Source organism: Devosia sp. CN2-171 (assembly GCF_049354815.1).
Taxonomy (GTDB): Bacteria; Pseudomonadota; Alphaproteobacteria; order Rhizobiales; family Devosiaceae; genus Devosia_A.
The window spans coordinates 1,296,889-1,311,577 of the sequence record NZ_CP186479.1 but is presented as its reverse complement, the minus strand read 5'-3'; the positions used below and the strand labels follow the sequence as shown (position 1 = coordinate 1,311,577).

Annotated in this window: 15 protein-coding genes and 1 tRNA gene; 8 read left to right on the top strand and 8 right to left on the bottom strand. The window is 63.5% G+C overall.

All coding sequences use genetic code 11. From position 1 onward, the window contains the following. Positions 1-18: 18 nt before the first annotated feature. Complete coding sequence (locus ACOYW5_RS06590) at positions 19-810, bottom strand: ion channel (protein ID WP_423069417.1); 792 nt, start codon at positions 808-810, stop codon at positions 19-21. Positions 811-887: 77 nt separating this feature from the next. Beyond that, entirely contained in the window at positions 888-1,685 is a 798-nt protein-coding gene (locus tag ACOYW5_RS06585) for a FecR family protein (RefSeq protein WP_423068451.1), read from the bottom strand. Positions 1,686-1,932: 247 nt separating this feature from the next. Between ACOYW5_RS06585 and sugE the strand changes: the two genes are divergently transcribed. Together sugE and ACOYW5_RS06575 are read left to right on the top strand one after the other, a co-directional pair. After that, a complete protein-coding gene (gene sugE / locus ACOYW5_RS06580) occupies positions 1,933-2,247 on the top strand; it encodes a quaternary ammonium compound efflux SMR transporter SugE (RefSeq protein ID WP_423068450.1) in 315 nt (104 codons plus the stop codon). A 198-nt stretch (positions 2,248-2,445) separates the two neighbouring features. After that, positions 2,446-2,637: a hypothetical protein gene (locus ACOYW5_RS06575; protein ID WP_423068449.1), complete on the top strand. Its 192-nt coding sequence runs from the start codon at positions 2,446-2,448 to the stop codon at positions 2,635-2,637. 4 nt (positions 2,638-2,641) lie between these two features. Here ACOYW5_RS06575 and ACOYW5_RS06570 read toward each other — a convergent pair whose 3' ends face one another. Further along, positions 2,642-2,908 (bottom strand): hypothetical protein, encoded by a 267-nt coding sequence (locus tag ACOYW5_RS06570; RefSeq protein ID WP_423068448.1) that lies wholly within the window; start codon positions 2,906-2,908, stop codon positions 2,642-2,644. 92 nt (positions 2,909-3,000) lie between these two features. After that, on the bottom strand, positions 3,001-3,309 hold the full coding sequence (locus tag ACOYW5_RS06565) for a hypothetical protein (RefSeq protein ID WP_423068447.1): 309 nt from the start codon (positions 3,307-3,309) through the stop codon (positions 3,001-3,003). A 141-nt stretch (positions 3,310-3,450) separates the two neighbouring features. On the opposite strand from ACOYW5_RS06565, the gene ACOYW5_RS06560 reads away from it, so the two are divergent. Genes ACOYW5_RS06560 through ACOYW5_RS06550 form a run of 3 tightly spaced genes read left to right on the top strand, consistent with a single transcriptional unit; the run spans position 3,451 to position 7,627 of the window. Next, on the top strand, positions 3,451-4,167 hold the full coding sequence (locus ACOYW5_RS06560) for a response regulator transcription factor (protein ID WP_423068446.1): 717 nt from the start codon (positions 3,451-3,453) through the stop codon (positions 4,165-4,167). Further along, positions 4,167-5,492 (top strand): ATP-binding protein, encoded by a 1,326-nt coding sequence (locus ACOYW5_RS06555; protein WP_423068445.1) that lies wholly within the window; start codon positions 4,167-4,169, stop codon positions 5,490-5,492. The genes ACOYW5_RS06560 and ACOYW5_RS06555 overlap by 1 nt, the downstream gene beginning before the upstream one ends. Before the next feature lie 47 nt (positions 5,493-5,539). Next, positions 5,540-7,627 (top strand): molybdopterin-containing oxidoreductase family protein, encoded by a 2,088-nt coding sequence (locus ACOYW5_RS06550; RefSeq protein ID WP_423068444.1) that lies wholly within the window; start codon positions 5,540-5,542, stop codon positions 7,625-7,627. A 147-nt stretch (positions 7,628-7,774) separates the two neighbouring features. Here ACOYW5_RS06550 and ACOYW5_RS06545 read toward each other — a convergent pair whose 3' ends face one another. Further along, positions 7,775-8,542, bottom strand: a complete 768-nt coding sequence (locus ACOYW5_RS06545) for a sulfite exporter TauE/SafE family protein (protein ID WP_423068443.1) — start codon at positions 8,540-8,542, stop codon at positions 7,775-7,777. 340 nt (positions 8,543-8,882) lie between these two features. Here ACOYW5_RS06545 and ACOYW5_RS06540 point away from each other — a divergent pair, with 340 nt between their 5' ends. Both ACOYW5_RS06540 and ACOYW5_RS06535 read left to right on the top strand, forming a co-directional pair. Further along, positions 8,883-9,326 carry a glyoxalase superfamily protein gene (locus ACOYW5_RS06540; RefSeq protein ID WP_423068442.1) on the top strand — a complete coding sequence of 148 codons (444 nt, stop codon included), beginning with the start codon at positions 8,883-8,885 and terminating at the stop codon, positions 9,324-9,326. Between the two features lie 144 nt (positions 9,327-9,470). Further along, positions 9,471-10,187, top strand: coding sequence for a glutathione S-transferase N-terminal domain-containing protein (locus ACOYW5_RS06535; protein ID WP_423068441.1), 717 nt, complete (start codon positions 9,471-9,473; stop codon positions 10,185-10,187). Here ACOYW5_RS06535 and ACOYW5_RS06530 read toward each other — a convergent pair. Beyond that, positions 10,174-10,647 carry a DUF2147 domain-containing protein gene (locus ACOYW5_RS06530; protein WP_423068440.1) on the bottom strand — a complete coding sequence of 158 codons (474 nt, stop codon included), beginning with the start codon at positions 10,645-10,647 and terminating at the stop codon, positions 10,174-10,176. The two genes, ACOYW5_RS06535 and ACOYW5_RS06530, sit on opposite strands and share 14 nt — an antisense overlap. 316 nt (positions 10,648-10,963) lie before the next feature. Between ACOYW5_RS06530 and ACOYW5_RS06525 the strand changes: the two genes are divergently transcribed. Further along, positions 10,964-11,053, top strand: a tRNA-Ser gene (locus ACOYW5_RS06525). Between the two features lie 493 nt (positions 11,054-11,546). Here the strand turns inward: ACOYW5_RS06525 and ACOYW5_RS06520 are convergent. Continuing rightward, on the bottom strand, positions 11,547-12,281 hold the full coding sequence (locus tag ACOYW5_RS06520; RefSeq protein ID WP_423068439.1) for a hypothetical protein: 735 nt from the start codon (positions 12,279-12,281) through the stop codon (positions 11,547-11,549). An 839-nt stretch (positions 12,282-13,120) separates the two neighbouring features. Continuing rightward, positions 13,121-14,629 (bottom strand): undecaprenyl-phosphate glucose phosphotransferase, encoded by a 1,509-nt coding sequence (locus ACOYW5_RS06515; protein WP_423068438.1) that lies wholly within the window; start codon positions 14,627-14,629, stop codon positions 13,121-13,123. Positions 14,630-14,689 lie beyond the last annotated feature (60 nt).

Sequence of the window (14,689 nt, the reverse complement as noted above, 5' to 3'; positions counted from 1 at the left end):
CAATGGCGGTCGGGTCGCCTAGTGGTTGTCGTCGGGGATGTTCAGGACGTGCCCGCAGGCCTTGCAGTGCACCGCATCCGGCTCGTGCCGCTGCAGCCCGCATTGCGGGCAGGGGAAGTACACCTTGTGCGGCCGGAACAGAGACTGGGCCAGCCGGACGAACAGGGTAATGCCGATGATCATCACCGCGATCGAGGTGAGCCGGCCGGCGGTGCCCGGCAGGGTGATATCGCCATAGCCGGTCGTCGTCACCGAGGTGACGGTGTAGTAGAGCGCATCGACATAGCCCTCGATGCCGGAGTCCGGGCTGCCGAAGAAGGTGAGCACGAACCCGGAAACGAGGAACAGGAACGTCACGATGTTGACGATCGCCTCGCCCTGCTCGCGATACTGCGTGAGCTTCAGCTTCTTGAGCGGCCGCCACAGCGCACCGCCCTGCGACAGGGTCCAGAGCCTGAGGATTCGCAGGAAACCGAAATTGGCGAGCCAGGCCGGCAGCAGCAGGGTGACTAGGATGAAGATGTCGACAATGGTCGTCGGCTGCCGGAGCCAGCGCAGCGGATCGGTCGAGGCGAGGCCGCGCGCGACGAGATCAGCAATCAGCAGCACCGCAACGGCGACATCGATCCAGATGTAGCTCGGTCGGTCGCGCAGGAGCGGCGTGGCGATGAAGAAGGCGATGATGGCGAGATCGACCAGCAGGACCGCGAACTGGAAGCGTAGCGCTACGGTCGAACTGCCGTGGTAGAGCAGCCGCAGGGTGGATCGGAGGCGATCGATGCCCTGCGGCTCGGTGTTATCGGTGCTCAGAGTCCGGAACTCCTGTCGGGAACGGATAGTTGCAGGCTAGCGCAACGACGCTCCGTCCACGACTACCAAAGCGCCTATTAGTCGCAACTGTCCTTGCACTCACAGCCGTCGCAATTGTCCTCAGGCTTGCCTGCGTCCGGATTGGAGATGAGGCTCTGCACGGGTGGAGCCGCGGCGCTGGTGCGTTCGAGGCACGGGCGGGAGTGGTTGAAGCGGAAGCGGCCGATCAGTGAGCCCTGCGATACCGCGTAGGGGAACTCGCCTTTCAGCGCCTCGCGATCCTGTCGCGAAAAGTCCTGCGTGTTGCCGACGAGAATCGACTGGCTGGTATCGGCGAGGCCGAGGTCGCATTGGTCGCTGAGCGTGACGCAACTCTTGCCCGTGTTGCAGAGGTCGAGCGCCCCACCATAGAGCATAACGCGCAGCTTTTCCGCGTCGGAATTGAAATCGAACTCCGTGCCTCGGACACCGATCGTGCCGGTCGGCGTCTTGATCTCGTAGAGATCCTTTGCCGCGCGGCCAGTCGAGAAGCGGAACGTGCCGGAGAGTGCGTTGATCGCAAACTTGCCGACGGACTGATCGTCGCGCAGCAGGTAGTCCTCGAGCAGCAGCGCCGAGTTTGGTCCGACCACGAGTTCGGTGCGATCGGAGAACAGGATCTGTACCTGACCCTTGGGTCCGGTGACGATCCGGTCGCCGATGAAAACATCGGCGCCAACGGTCAGCGTCCGGCTTTCGACCTCGGTTTCGGCCGCGGCGGCGGGGATGACGCCGAGCGCCGTGCCGCTGGCAGCTTGCGTGGTTGCAGTGAAAGAAAGCAGACCCAGCGCTATCAGCGCCGCGGCGAGGGGGGCTCGCCATATCAAGTTAAGCATCGCGTCCTCGGCTTTGCATTTGACATGAACATCGCCCGGCCCCCCGGCGGGGACGACTACGGGTTTCTACACCGACTCTGCTTGCGGGCGCCAGTCCCTGGTGGACCAATTCCATTCCGGACCATCGGATATGCACCGGGGGCACTTCACTCGCGCGTTTCGCGGCCCTATCTGAAGCGTGTCAGGGACGGCCCTGACAAAAATCACTCAGACATCGCGGGACGACCCGGCAACTGGAGTTATTCCAATGGCCTGGGTTTACCTTGCCGCAGCTGGCCTGCTCGAAATCATCTGGGCAATCGGTCTCAAATACACCGAGGGCTTTACCCGCCTGACCCCATCCGTGATCACCATCGTGGCGATGGTGGCGAGCGTGGCGCTGCTCGGCATCGCACTTCGCGACCTGTCGGCCGGTACCGGCTATGCCGTGTGGACCGGTATCGGCACCGTCGGTACGGCCATTCTCGGCATGATCATCTTCAACGAGCCGGCGACCGCTTTGCGGCTGGCCAGCATCGGCTTGATCGTTGCCGGCATCGTCGGACTCAAGTTGATAAGCTAGGGCACTGGCACGTGTGACGGCCTGACGGCACGGGGGCTGTTGCTTCCGTGCCAGCCCGCCGCAACAAATTCACCAATGACGAAAAAGTTGATGGAACCTTTTTCCGATTTGCGTAACCTGAGCCGCAGGGGGCCCGTACTCGGGGCTATTCCGCGCCGAGCGTCAGCGCATCATTGTTGGAAAAGGTAAAGGGGAGCCATGCTGTTCCGCTTCGCTGAGGTCGTGACCGTCCTCGTGCTCGTCGCTAATTTGCTTATTGCCAAGCATATCCCGTTCGTCAACCAGCTGCCGCTGGCGCAGATCACCGGGATCGTCTGTTTCTCCTTCGCCATCTTCCTCAGCCTGCGTATCTACCAGGCCGAGCTGCGCCGCATCCGCGCCGAAGAGTAGCGCGCTAGAAGTCCATCGCCGTATCGGTTTCGGCGAGGAAGTCTCCGCGGATCGCTTCGATTGCTGCGCGGCAGGGCTCGGATAGCTTTGTGACGTTGTCACGGATGCACTGGGCGAGACGACCGTCGCCCGGCTTCTGTTCTCCGCAAGCCGCCTTGAAATCGGCTTGGCAGGCGTGTTGCAGCTGCAGCTTTTCGGTGAGGCTGAGCTGGGCTGCCTGGCTTGTGCCGGCTGCCGTCAGGGTGATCGCGAATGCGATTGCTCGGAGCATGATCGGTCCTTGCTGAGTGGAAACGGAGCGGGACAACCGGGCGGGTGGGGCTGCTTCGGGGATTTGCCCCGCTCCACGGCCGACTTGGCCGATCAGTATACGGTGACGTGGACGTGGCGCGTCCGGCTGTTCCCGGACGGGCCGGTCACGGTGCCCTTGCAGTCCCATCGCCTGTGGCCAACGGACACGCACATCCCCGAGCTACGCAGGGTGTTGCCGTTGACGCCGGTGATTTCGGCTTCGCGGTAGCACGCGCCGTGGAAGCAGTAGACCTCGGCCGACCCGGTGACCGTGCCGCGATTGGTGTTGACGGTCACATTGCGTTCCCAGGCGGATGCAGCTCCCGCTGCACCGATAGTGACGGCGGTAGCGAGGGCGAGGGTGGCAATCAGCTTGTGCATTTCGGTCTCCCGTTTTCGATGGGGAGAGCCTCGCCGCTTCGCGTTGCGCCGATGTTGCAGGATCGGACGATTGTGTAACGATTTGTAACAGCAGGCAGGCGGCGATTGCCCGATGGCCTGTGCCACCGCTAGAGCCGCTATATGGACCAGGTCCGACTGCTCGTCATCGAGGACGACCCCGACATCCGCGCACTTCTCGCCGAGTTTCTGTCGCGCGAGGGCTATGAAGTGCGCGGCCTCGACACGGGCAGGCAGGCGACGCAGACGGTAGCCAGTTTCGCGCCCGCGCTCGTCATCCTCGACATCATGCTGCCGGGCGAGGACGGACTTTCGGTCTGCCGCCGCATCAGGGCAGAAAGCATGGTTCCGATCATCATGCTCACTGCCAAATCCAGCGACATCGACAAGATCCTCGGGCTCGAGATCGGTGCGGATGACTACCTCGGCAAACCCTTCAATCCGCGCGAACTGCTCGCCCGCATCCGGGCCCAACTGCGTCGGGCCTCGGGTGGGTCCATGGTGCACACGACGGCGTCCCGTCGCCTGATGGCGGGCGAGATCGTGGTGGATATCGACGGTCGGGCGGTCTCGACCCGTGCCGGTGTCGCGGTATCACTCACTACCGCTGAGTTCGACCTGCTGGTCTGCCTGCTCGAGCGACCGCGCCGCGTCTTGTCGCGCGAGCAACTGCTGGACTGGACAAGGGGGCGCTCCGCTGAGCCGTTCGATCGCACCATCGACGTCACCGTGTCGCGGCTGCGCAGCAGGCTTGCCGATGTGGCCCCCGACGTGGTGGCGGCGATAACGACGGTCCGCAATGGCGGCTATCTCTTCGCGATGCCGGTCGAGGATCGCTGATGCGCCGGCTTTCGCTATCGATGCGCCTTGTGCTGATTGTCGCCGGCGCGGTGTTCCTGCTCCAGATCGTCGCCTTCGCCGTGCAGGTGACGCGCGACGATGGCTTCACGCTGGGAGGCATACGGCCATCTTTCGCCCGGCAGGTGGCAAGCCTCACGAGGCTTTTCGACCGTCTTCCGCCGGTGCGGCAGCAGCTGGCGCTTGATCTTCTCAACAACGCCCGCTTCGACGTCGCCATAGCCAATCAGCCGCCCCAGGCCGATCCCGGCGGCGTTCTGCTGGGCTGGAGCGCGCGGATCACCGCCGAGCGCATCGCCGCCGAGGGGGTGGGCTTCGACCGCATCGAGGTCAGCAACATTCGCGCCGCGCGACCCGAAGGCGGGCCGCTTGCCCGGCTTGTCGGCCGGCACCTTCGCATCACCATCGCGCTGCAGAATGGCCAGTACCTGGTCATCAATCCCGCAAGCGAAGTCGATTCCTACGTCTACGGGGGGATACTTGCCGCGCTGGCGGGGCTGGTGGGGCTGCTCATTCTTGGCGCCGCCGTGGTCTTCGTGCTGCGCGAAACGCGGCCCCTCACGGCCCTGACTGAGAACATGGAGCAGTTCGCGCGTACCGCGGTGCCGCGGGAACTCGATGAACGTGGTGCGTCCGACCTGCGCTCGCTGATTGGCGCGACGAACCGCATGCAGCATCAGATCGCGGCGCTGATCCGCAACCGGGCGCTGATCCTGGCCGGCATGTCCCACGACCTGCGCACGCAGGTGACCAAGCTCCGCCTGCGACTCGAACTGATGGCGCCGTCTCCGGGGCGTGACCAGGCCATCGCAGATATCGAGGCGATGCAGGCCCTCGTCGAGCAGGCGCTGGAGTTCGCCGCATCCACCAATAACGGGGAGGGTGGTCGCACCGACGTCGCGGCGTTGCTCGACGGCATGCTGGCCGATCACCCCCAGATGAGCTGGGCCGGGCATGGCCCGGTGCGGCTTGCCATCGGGGAGGCCGCGCTGCGGCGCGTGATCGACAACCTTGTCGGCAACGCTATCGCCTATGGACAGCGCGCCGACGTCACGGTGTCAGCCACCGAGAGCGAGGCCAGCATCGCCATCGCCGACCGTGGTCCAGGCGTTCCGATGGGGGAGCGGGAGCTTATCTTCGAGCCGTTCTACCGCCTTGAAGGCTCGCGCAGCCGCGAGCATGGCGGAACGGGCCTTGGCCTCGCGATCGCCCGGCAGATTGTCGACCGGCACGGCGGACGGATAGGGGTGACTGATCGTCCGGGTGGCGGTGCCGTGTTCACGGTGACGCTCCCGCTCGCAGCTTGACCGTACTACTCGTTTTTCCGGTCATTCGTTCGTGCTATTGGAGCGCCATGAACGCCATTACCGCCCCGCGCACTGCGCGCTCAGTCTGCCCGCATGATTGCCCCTCGACCTGCGCCCTCGATGTCGAGGTGATCGACTCGCACACGATCGGCCGTGTGCGCGGCGCCAAGGACGATCCGTATACGGCCGGCGTCATCTGCGAGAAAGTGGCGCGCTATGCCGAGCGGATTCATCACCCGAACAGATTGACTCATCCCCTTCGCCGGGTTGGCAAAAAGGGCGCCGGCGAGTGGCAGCAGATCAGCTGGGACGAGGCATTCGACGAGATCGTCGCGCGCTGGCTCGAGATCGAGCGCACCGACGGGCCGGAGGCGATCTGGCCATATTTCTATGCGGGCACGATGGGGCACGTGCATCGTGACGGCATCGAGCGCCTGCGCCATGCCCGCGGCTACTCGCTGCAATACGACACCATTTGCACCGGCACGGCGTGGCCAGGCTTCATCGCCGGCACGGGCAAGCTGACGGGGCCCAATCCCGAGGAAATGGCCGAGAGCGACTGCATCGTCATCTGGGGCACTAACGCCGTGGCGACGCAGGTCAACGTGATGACCCATGCCATGAAGGCGCGGAAGACGCGCGGCGCCAAGGTCGTCGCCATCGACATCTACCAGAACGCCACCATGGAGCAGGCCGATATGGCGCTGGTAGTGCGGCCGGGCACCGATGGCGCGCTGGCCGTTGCGGTGATGAACATCCTCTTGCGCGACAACCTCGCCGACCGTGACTACATGGCGCGCTATACCGACTTCTCGCCTGAGCTCGAGGCGCATCTGGCTACCCGCTCGCCGGAGTGGGCTGCGGAGATCACGGGCCTCACGGTGGCGGAGATCGAGGCGTTCGCGCGGCTCGTGGGCACAACGCCGCGCACCTATTTCCGGCTGGGTTACGGCTTCACCCGCCAGCGCAACGGCGGCACCGCAATGCACGCGGCGTTGTCGATCGCGGCGATGACCGGTGCCTGGCAGCATATCGGGGGAGGGGCTTTCCACTCGAACTCCGGCTCGTGGAAGCTCGACAAATCGCTGATCTATGGCCGCGATCTCGGCCCGGGTGGCCGCGAACTGGACATGAGTGAGATCGGCAAGGTGCTGACCGGGGATCCGGCGGCGCTGAAGCAGGGCGGCCCGGTCAAGGCGCTGTTCATCCAGAACACCAATCCGGTGAACATAGCACCGGAACAGGGGCTGACGCGCGCCGGTTTTGCTCGCGAGGACCTGTTCACCGTCGTGCACGAACAGTTCATGACCGATACGGCCAAGATGGCCGACATCGTGCTGCCCGCGACCATGTTCCTCGAGCACAACGACTATTACCGCCGGGGCGGGCACACGCGGCTGCTCTACGGCCCCAAGTTGGTCGAGGCGCCGGGCGAGTGCCGTTCGAATTTCGAGGTGGTCAACGAGCTGCTGCGCCGCCTGGGCACCGACCATGCCTCAATGCACCTGACCGATCGCGAGATGGTCGCGGAGACCTTCCGGCGGTCCGGCTTCGGCGAGCTCGACGAGATCGAGGAGACCGGCTTCATCGAGAGCCCTCAGCCGGTCTCGAAGGCCCATTTTGCCGACGGTTTCGCCTGGCCGGATGGCCGCTATCGGTTCGAGCCAAATTGGCTGGGTGTGGCGGCCCAGGGTGGCTACACGTGGGTCTGTGATCCCGAGGAGATGCCGCGCTTTGCCGACCATTGGGATGTCACCGAGCCGGCAAATGCGGAGACGCCGTTCCGGCTCGCCACCAGCCCCGCGCGCGCTTTCCTGAACTCGAGCTTCTCCGAGACGGCCGGCAGCCAGAAGCGGCATCCGGAGCCAGCAGTGTTCATCCACTCGGCGGATGCGACGGAACTCGGGATCGCCGACGGCGACATGGTGCTGCTCGGCAATCGCAGGGGCGAAGTCCCGCTCAAGGCGAGCTATTTCGACGGCATGCAGCGCGGCGTGCTCATCGCCGAGGGCATCCATCCGAACGCGGCGCACCGGAACGGCGCTGGTATCAACACGCTGATCGGGTCAGATCCGGTGAAGCCGTTTGGCGGCGCGGCGTTTCATGATACGACGGTTTGGGTGCTGCGGGGTTAGGGGCACCGCCAGGATCCTCATCCCCGCCGGATGTCATCCCTGCGAAGGCAGGGATCCAACTATCCGCTGGCGCAGGCTGTGAGATGGATCCCTGCCTTCGCAGGGATGACATCGAGGTTTGGGCAGGGCTGGGCCCTTCTCTATCGTTCAGCTGAAATACGCCGACCAGAAGAACCAGCAGGTGAGCGCCAACCCATAGACGATGACGAGGCCGCGGATCAACCGCTGCGGGATGCGCTTGGCGACGCGGGCCGCGAGGTAGCCGCCGATGGTGACGCCGACGAGCGCGATCGAGCCGTGATACCAGTCGATGGCGCCGGAGAAGGCGAAGCGGATCACGCAGACCAGCGCGACGAGCGTCGAGATCCAGAGCTTCAGGCCGTTCATGGCGTGAATGTCGGCGAAGCCGGCGAGTGCGAGGAAGGCGAGCAGCAGCACGCCGAGGCCGGCGTTGAAGAAGCCGCCATAGACGCAGATCGCTGCCAGCAGCACGAGGAGTAGCGCAGCGCCGACATGGCGGCCGCGCCCGCCGTCACCGGCCTTGGCCCGGACGAAGGTGTTGATGCGGCCGCCGAAGGCGAAGAGCACGACAGCGAACAGCAGTAGCCATGGCACGACCAGCACGAACGTCTCGTTGGAGACGTGGAGCAGCAGTTCGGCGCCGGCATAGCCGAATACCAGGGAGGCGATCGAGTAGGGGATCAGCTTGTCGCGGTTGGCCGCGATCTCGCGCCAGAACCCGACGGCGCCGCTGGCGTAGCCGGGGAAGCTTGCATAGGTGTTCGACGCGTTGGCGATTACCGGCGGCACACCAGCGAGGATCAGCGCCGGAAACAGCACGAACGAGCCGCCACCAGCCAGTGTGTTGATGGTGCCGGCGATGAGGCCGGCAACGAGGAGCATCAGTTCGGTCAAGGCACTGGTCCGGTTGGTCGGGCGCTTAGCTACAACCTCCGGCTGACAATCGCCAACGCAAAGCGTTGATGTGAGGCATCATCGGGGGTGATGGGGTGATCCCTCCGTGAACGTGGGAGCATCACGGAGAGCCCGGCGGGCATCTCCCCAAGTTGACAAACCGCCGCCCATCCCTCACATGTCCGCGCGTGCTGCTGGCGCCTGCCGCTCGCCGGGGAGACCCGATGGTGAAGTCCAGCCGCGGAATGTTCCGCGCCCTTACATGATCGCTCCCTTAGCAGGCGGTTCATGGCAATGCGGGCCCCATGAAGACAATCCGCCTCTGCTCAAGAGGAACGACATGACTTTCTCCCTCGATACCCTCAGCACGGCCACGCTCAAGGCCGAGGCCAAGGCTCTGCGCGCCGAGCGCACGCTCACCGGCACGCCAATTGCGCACGGCGCCGCGCTCGAAGAAGTCGCCCGCCGCCACGGCTACCGCGACTGGAACACCGCCGCCGCGGCCGTGCCCGAGCGGGTGGCGACGCCCGTGCAGGTTGGCCAGCGCGTCAGCGGCACTTACCTGAGCCAGCCTTTCGTGGGTCTCGTGATCGGCGTACAATTGCTCGCCGACATGGCGCACTACGAAGTGACGGTGAAGTTCGACCATCCGGTGAACGTCTCGAAATCGGAACTGATGGGGCCAATCTGGCGCCAGCGGGTGCGCGCGACCGTCGACCTGCGCGGCGTCTCGTCGGCACGAACCAGCGACGGCGAACCGCATATGCGCATCAGGCGCGTTTGATGGAACGTCATTTCAACGGCGGGCCTTGTCCCGCCGTTGTTGTTCCTGTCGTCGGGTTGTGTTCCATCGGCATCTGCCGATAAATGGCACTTTCAATCCTATGGTGGCGTCTCGTCACCACCCCCTGCAGCAGCGGACAGACAGATGACCACCCAGACTCTGCCGATCGATCTCTATTACGCCGGCACCCCGAACGGCCGGAAGATCACCATTATTCTCGAGGAACTGGGACTGCCCTACGGCATCTACCCGATCAATATCGGCCGCGGCGACCAGTTCAAGCCGGACTTCCTCGCCATCTCGCCCAACAACAAGATTCCGGCGATCGTCGACCCGGAAGGGCCGGACGGCAAGCCGATCTCGATCTTTGAGTCCGGTGCGATCCTCAAGTACCTCGCCGAGAAATTCGGCCAGTTCTACGGCACCAACTGGCGCGAGAGGGTCGCGATCGACGAATGGCTGTTCTGGCAAGTCGGTGGCTTCGGCCCGATGCTTGGGCAGAATAACCACTTTTCGCGCTACGCGCCCGAGAAGATCCCCTACGCCATCAAGCGCTACATGGACGAGGCGCATCGGCTGTATCGCGTGCTCGATACCCAGTTGCAGAAGCAGAAGGCGGCGGGCAAGCACTTCGTCGCCGGGGACTATTCGATTGCCGATATGGCGATCTTCGATTGGTCGCGCGGCTCGGATAACCACGGCATCGACATCGCCGAGTTCCCGACGTTCGCCGAGTGGCGCCAGCGCGTGACCGATCGTCCGGCGGTGCAGCGCGCCCTCGCGATTACTCTCGATCAGTCGCAGCAGATCAGCGCGGCTACGGACAAGGAAGCGCAGCGCGTCCTCTTCAATCAGCGCTGACCGTGGTTCCCGCGGGTGGGGCTAAGAGCCCGACCCGCGCCCACTCCTGCTCTTGGCAGAGCACGTAGAGCACGCAGCCCTTGAGCTTGATGGCGTCGTCGCGCAGCACCTCGACCGAGCCCGCGTAGACGTTGCCGTCCTCGGGGTTATAAATCTCGCCCTCGTAGTAGTAGGGATTATCAGTCGGCCTGAGCGTCAGGATCTGCAGCCCCTGGATGGGCCGGCTCTTGAGGTTGGGATCCTTGTTGTTGACGTCGGTATAGCTCGCCGGATCGATCGACGTCAGCTCGGCGCCATACTGCGCGTTCAGCCGCTCCGGCACGACGATCTTGGTGATGTAGCCGCAAAAGCCGGTCGGGCAGGCCGCGATCGTCAGCTCGGTCTCGTCGTTGGTCAGCCAAACGCCTTCGACAATCGACAACGGCACCGCCGACGCGGCGGAACCCAACGTGCCGGCCATCAACCCGACAGCGCCCCGCCAAAGCCAATTTCTCAGCCAGGACATCGGAATCTACCTCAACCGCCGCCGTTACGAATCGAGGCCGATACCGGCCCGATCTGACACTTTGCAATGTTGGAGCGGCTTTTGGCCAAATCCACGGCAATCTAGTGCAACAACGCAAAGCGATCGATGCCCGCGACACTTATGCACCACCTGCGGTTGTTCAGTCAGCAAGCCGCCGCCAGCATGAGCGGCCACCCACTAGCCGCGTTCTCCGCTCCCGTCCAAAACCCCCTTGCCCATCCGGGCGATTGCCCCTATCAGGGGCCGCGACGGAGAGGTGGCCGAGTGGTCGAAGGCACACCCCTGCTAAGGGTGCAGACGGGGAACCGTCTCGTGGGTTCGAATCCCATCCTCTCCGCCACTCCCCCTTTTGGCTACTGCGTTGTTTTAGCGGGAGAAAGCCTTCGACGACTGGATCGCACCCTAAAACGCGCCCTACCAGTTTGGCTTGACGGCTGAGAAGGTTGAGAGGGGTCATCACGCACCTGTGAAGCGCCAAAATCACCGCGCTTCCGAAAGTCTTCCGCGCAACAGTTCGGATGCCAGCCGACTAATGGCGTCCGGATCGTACTCGTTGCCCGCTGCGTTCTGTCGAGACCACGGCCCATCAATTCCGACATATCCTCAGGTCGCTCGTACCGATAGGTCCAGAAAGTCTGCCCCGTCGGGGAACTGCCAGTGAACCTCATGATCTGCTGAATAGCTCCAACTGCGCCGTCGCAGGACGAGTTGGAGCCAGAGTCACGAGGCTGCCGGACGGGGATGCTTTGGATTGGGGGCTCGGCCACCCAGTCTGATAGGCGAGGAAGTGCGACTCCGAGACCGTGACATCGTCGTGACCCGCAAGTCAGCGCTTACCGAAACCTCACCATTATGGGTGATTGGCCTCGGAGCACTTGAAGCAAAGCCGCCAGGTTGATGATCACACCCAACATTTCCAAGAGTTCTTCGAGGGCGAGGATCCGGGTCCAGTTCAGCCAAGACGGAAACCGAGTGGCTCCCTCGGCAATGGCCGCGCTGTACATTTCCACACCCAGTGCTCCAGCAAGGAAAACAAGCGCGGCCACAACAAATGTTGCAGCGGTTGCGATCGGCAGCGTCAAAATGAACCGGCCGAAGACCGCCGCTACCAGCGTGAAGAGCAGTGCACCGAAGAAAACCCAAGACCACGCGAGGGCGCCGTGCATGTGAATAACAAGATCCAGAACGTATCCGATATTTTCGTGCAGAGATGCCGCCTCGTCCAGCGAGAGCAGGGCGAACACCGATGCAAGACCGAGCCAGTGCCACATGGCCCGACCTGCCTGCCGGTCGCCGATAGCGGCAAGAATGGCCAGAGCCGACGAAAGCAGCCAGAGTGCTGAACTGAACCAGGATGGGATTGTCCCCTCTCCATTTATGTCAAACATTTGCAGCCAGTAGCGCACCACCTCATTGTCGTTCGGCAAGAACCGGCTGGTGACGAAGTATGCGGCCGTCAGCGCGACCGCCCCAAGTACCAGCGCGAATATGAACGCGACGGATGGCAGGGTCAGTATGCGGTCGGAACGAATTCCGACAGGCGTCGCGAGTCCATTTTCCGAACTCATCCTCACCCCGAACGGGACGACGTCCCGCTTACGTGTCGCAAATGACCTCCGAGGTCTTCGGCGGTCTACATTTTGCGAGTGGGCGCTCGCTGTCCTTACGGCACCAGCTCAACGCGGCATCAGTGATAGATACAGACCCTTTAGTGCCCTATCGATACGGACCTTAGTCCCCTCGACAACCGTGACACTCGGTCGGCGACGTTGGGGAAGTGAACAGGATCGCGAAGGCGATGATCCAATCGATTTACCGGCTTCACCGTTTTTTGTGTAGGAGAGGCCGCCGCTAGGCGACCTTCGTTCGTATTGTGGGAGCCCACTCAACGCAGGCACGCTTCGCCGTCGCGTCGGTTCTTGCCGCGACCGCTCCACGTTTTTGCGAAGTCCACTAACCCGGCCGAGGCATACATCGGCATGGCAATGGGTTCGTGAGGGTCGACGGTGTTGCTACCGTGCATCCATAGGCATCGGCTACTGAACCAGATGGGCTATCACGATCCGCTTATGGTGGGTGGCGAAGAACGAGTGCAGGAACACGCGAACAATCTAGGTAAGGCGGCGAGGCTACGGCCGGACGAAGCGTCAGCCTACCAATCTCTTTTCATCGGCGGCCGCGGATGATTTTATTGAGCGAACTCCACGGTTTTGTGGGGATCAAAGCAGTTTTCTCGCGCACCATAACATCCGCCCTACTGAAAGCAGTCCGCCAGGTTGCCCCCCGTTCACAGGCGAACTCGGGCCGAAGCGAAACGCTCAGGAACCAAGGTCTCGCCGACATCCTCTCCGCCCCACCTCTCACGGCTCGCTATTCCGCCCGCCGCCTCGCTGAATCGCTGCTGGCGTCAGAACGCGTTGTTGCGTTGGGTGATGAGCGAGATGGGGGTCAGGAGCACAATCTTCAGGTCGAGCCAGAGCGACCAGTTCTCGATGTAGTAGAGATCGTGGGTCACGCGCTGCATAATCTTGTCGACGGTGTCGGTCTCGCCCCGCCAGCCGTGGATCTGCGCCCAGCCGGTCATGCCGGGCTTGACCCGGTGACGGGCGAAATAGCCTTCGACGGCCTCGTAATAGAGCTGGTCGTTGGCCTTCGCGGCGAGGGCGTGCGGGCGCGGACCGACGATCGAGAGTTCGCCGACAAGCACGTTGAAGAGCTGCGGCAGCTCGTCGATCGAGGTCTTTCGGATGAAACTGCCGACCCTCGTCACCCGCGGGTCGTTTTTGCTGACGAGCTTGGTGGCATTGGCGTCCAGCGCGTCCACCCGCATCGAGCGGAACTTCCAGATCTCGATCAGCTGATTGTTGAAGCCGTGACGCTTCTGCCGGAAGAACACCGGGCCCTTGCTCTCGAGCTTGATGGCAACGGCGGTGGCAATCATGATCGGCGAGAGGAGGATCAGGGCGCTGACCGCGACTACCTTGTCGAACAGCCATTTGAAAACGAGGTTCCAGTCCGAGATCGGCAGGTCGGCCATGTCGAACACCGGGATGCCGCCGATATAGCTGTAGGCCTTGCGGGTGAACTTCAGCTTGCTCATGTGGGCCGAGAGCCGGATATCAACCGGCAGCACCCAGAGCTGGCGCAGCATGTCGAGCACGCGATGCTCCGCCAGGAGGGGCATCGAGACGATCACCAGGTCGACACGCGTGCGGCGGGCGAACTCGATGAGTTCGGCAACCTTGCCAAGCTTCTGGACGCTGGCAACGGATTCAGGGGACCGCTCGTCTTTGCGATCGTCAAAGAGGCCTAGAAGGACGAAGTCGTCCTTCGCCACCATCATTGACGCGATGAGCGGTTCCGCGTCCTTGCCACCGCCGACGATGACGGAGCGGCGGCGGAACTTCCCGGCCTTGCTCAAATGGACCACCAGCAGATGCAGCGCGGCGCGCCACACTAGCCCTGCCACGAGGCCGGCGGCCCAGAATGCGGCGACGAACGTGCGGGAGAGGGCTTCGCTGCGATCGAACAGCAGCACTATCAGGGAGAGAACAGCGAAGGCGGCGGTCCAGGCGAACGCAAACTTCCACATCTGGTCGGCGCCGATGCGATAGGCGGAGAGGCCGTGCAGTTTGAGACCCGACATGATGGCCTCTGCGACAGCAACGACACCCAGCGCCGTGAGCGCGCTGAGGAGGGTGTCGCCGCCGTTCACGCTGAAGACGACGAGGCCGGTGACGACCAGCAGCACGATCTCGACCGCCCGGGCGACCCCGGTGAAGACCGTGTCGGAATAGACCCGGTCGCCGGGTTGATCGGCGATCGCAGCCGCGAGATCGCTCAGTACGCCCGGCGGGCTCGCCGGGGGCTTAACGACGTGCTGGAGGACGGCCTGCGTTGGGTCGAGGTGGAACATGGCACCTGAGCTACCTGCCTATCTATACCCTGGCGGAGCAGGGTGAAGATTGCATTGAGA

Bases quoted from the DNA above. Each gene is read 5' to 3' on its own strand.
- ACOYW5_RS06585 (WP_423068451.1), bottom strand. From the start codon at position 1,685: ATGCTTAACTTGATATGGCGAGCCCCCCTCGCCGCGGCGCTGATAGCG.
- sugE (WP_423068450.1), top strand. From the start codon at position 1,933: ATGGCCTGGGTTTACCTTGCCGCAGCTGGCCTGCTCGAAATCATCTGG.
- ACOYW5_RS06575 (WP_423068449.1), top strand. From the start codon at position 2,446: ATGCTGTTCCGCTTCGCTGAGGTCGTGACCGTCCTCGTGCTCGTCGCT.
- ACOYW5_RS06570 (WP_423068448.1), bottom strand. From the start codon at position 2,908: ATGCTCCGAGCAATCGCATTCGCGATCACCCTGACGGCAGCCGGCACA.
- ACOYW5_RS06565 (WP_423068447.1), bottom strand. From the start codon at position 3,309: ATGCACAAGCTGATTGCCACCCTCGCCCTCGCTACCGCCGTCACTATC.
- ACOYW5_RS06560 (WP_423068446.1), top strand. From the start codon at position 3,451: ATGGACCAGGTCCGACTGCTCGTCATCGAGGACGACCCCGACATCCGC.
- ACOYW5_RS06555 (WP_423068445.1), top strand. From the start codon at position 4,167: ATGCGCCGGCTTTCGCTATCGATGCGCCTTGTGCTGATTGTCGCCGGC.
- ACOYW5_RS06550 (WP_423068444.1), top strand. From the start codon at position 5,540: ATGAACGCCATTACCGCCCCGCGCACTGCGCGCTCAGTCTGCCCGCAT.
- ACOYW5_RS06540 (WP_423068442.1), top strand. From the start codon at position 8,883: ATGACTTTCTCCCTCGATACCCTCAGCACGGCCACGCTCAAGGCCGAG.
- ACOYW5_RS06535 (WP_423068441.1), top strand. From the start codon at position 9,471: ATGACCACCCAGACTCTGCCGATCGATCTCTATTACGCCGGCACCCCG.
- ACOYW5_RS06530 (WP_423068440.1), bottom strand. From the start codon at position 10,647: ATGGCCGGCACGTTGGGTTCCGCCGCGTCGGCGGTGCCGTTGTCGATT.
- ACOYW5_RS06520 (WP_423068439.1), bottom strand. From the start codon at position 12,281: ATGAGTTCGGAAAATGGACTCGCGACGCCTGTCGGAATTCGTTCCGAC.
- ACOYW5_RS06515 (WP_423068438.1), bottom strand. From the start codon at position 14,629: ATGTTCCACCTCGACCCAACGCAGGCCGTCCTCCAGCACGTCGTTAAG.